This window comes from Polaromonas sp. (assembly GCF_031411155.1).
Lineage (GTDB): Bacteria > Pseudomonadota > Gammaproteobacteria > Burkholderiales > Burkholderiaceae_C > Polaromonas.
The window spans coordinates 1-1855 of the sequence record NZ_JANOAL010000031.1 but is presented as its reverse complement, the minus strand read 5'-3'; the positions used below and the strand labels follow the sequence as shown (position 1 = coordinate 1855).

Annotated in this window: 1 protein-coding gene; it reads left to right on the top strand. The window is 64.0% G+C overall.

The window, feature by feature from the left end; translation table 11 throughout:
- A partial coding sequence (locus tag RMO23_RS01545) for an efflux RND transporter permease subunit (protein WP_309678339.1) occupies positions 1-1855 on the top strand: 1855 nt, incomplete at both ends.

Sequence of the window (1855 nt, the reverse complement as noted above, 5' to 3'; positions counted from 1 at the left end):
TGAACCAGGTGGCGCGCATTGCCGATGGCGCCCAGGAGCTGGACAGCCTGGCCTTGTACAACGGCCAGCGCACCCTGCTGCTGACGGTGCAAAAAGCCCAGGACGAAAACACCATTGCGGTGGTGGACGGTCTCAACAAGGCGGTGGCCGAGCTGACGCCGCTGCTGCCGACGGGCGCCCGGCTGGCGCTGGTCACCGACGGCGCGCGGCCGATCCGGGTGGCGGTGGAGAACGTGCGCCGCACCCTGATTGAAGGCGCGCTGCTGACGGTTCTGATCGTGTTCCTGTTCCTCAATTCATGGCGCTCGACCGTCATCACCGGGCTGACCCTGCCGATCTCCATCATCGGCACGTTTTTGTTCATGAACCTGTTCGGCTTCACCATCAACATGATCACGCTGATGGCGCTGAGCCTGTGCGTGGGCCTGCTGATTGACGATGCGATTGTGGTGCGCGAGAACATCGTGCGCCATGTGCAGATGGGCAAGACGCCCTACCAGGCGTCGCTCGATGGCACGCAGGAGATTGGCCTGGCGGTGCTGGCCACCACCTTTTCCATCGTCGCGGTGTTTCTGCCGATTGGCTTCATGGGCGGCATCATCGGCAAGTTTTTTCACGAATTCGGCATCACGATCGTGGCGGCGGTGCTGATCTCGATGTTTGTCAGTTTCACGCTGGACCCGATGCTGTCGAGCATCTGGCACGACCCGGCCATTGACCTGCACGGCAAACCCGCCTCACGCATCACGTTTTACGACAAGACCCTGGGCCGCGTCACGGGCTGGTTCGACCACGCCACCGACGCGCTGAGCAACAGCTACCAGGGCATTTTGCGCTGGGCGCTGGGCCACAAGCTGGCCACGCTGGCGCTGGCGCTGGTGATTTTCGTCACCAGCATTTTCATGGTGCCGCTGCTGGGCACCGAGTTTGTGCCCAAGGCCGACTTTTCGGAAACCTCGCTCAATTTTTACACGCCGGTGGGCTCGTCGCTGGAAGCCACCGAGGCCAAGGCGCGCCAGCTGGAAACCATTGTTCGCGAATTCCCGGAAGTGAGCTACACCCTGGCCACCTTGAACACCGGCAACGCCCAGGGCAAGAATTCTGCCAACCTCTATGTGCGGCTGGTGGACCGCAAGGCGCGCAAGCGCAGTGTCGACGAGATGTCGGTCGTGCTGCGCCAGCGGCTGGCGCAGGTGCCCGGCATCACGGTCACCCATGTGGGCCTGCTCGATACGGTGGGCGGCAACAAGCAGGTCGAGTTTTCACTGCAGGGCCCGGACCTGAAAGAGCTGGATCGGCTGAGCCGCCTCGTCACCGAAAAAATCCGCAGCATCCCGGGCCTGGTCGACCTGGATTCGAGCGTGAAGGCCGACAAGCCGGTGATTCAGGTCGATGTGCGGCGCGATGCCGCGTCGGACCTGGGGCTGTCGGTGCCGCAGATTGGCGCTGCGCTGCGCACCTTGGTGGCCGGGCAAACCGTGGGCAACTGGCGCGCGCCCGACGACCAGACCTATGACGTCAACGTGCGCCTGGCGCCCGATGCGCGCAATGCACCGCAAGACCTGGAGCGCCTGCCCTTCATGAGCAGCAGCCTGGGCAGCAATGCCGACGGCTCGGCGCGCATCGTGCGGCTCAGCCAGGTCGCCAGCGTCAGGGAGTCGACCGGCCCGAACCAGATCAACCGGCGCGACATGACGCGCGAGGTCGCGATCAACGGCAACGTGCAAAACCGCTCGGCCGGCGAAGTCTCGGGCGACATCAAGGCCGCGCTGGACGGCATGCGTTTTCCGCCCGGTTACCGCTACCAGTTCAGCGGCTCGACCAAAAACATGGCCGAGTCGTTTGGCTACGCGGT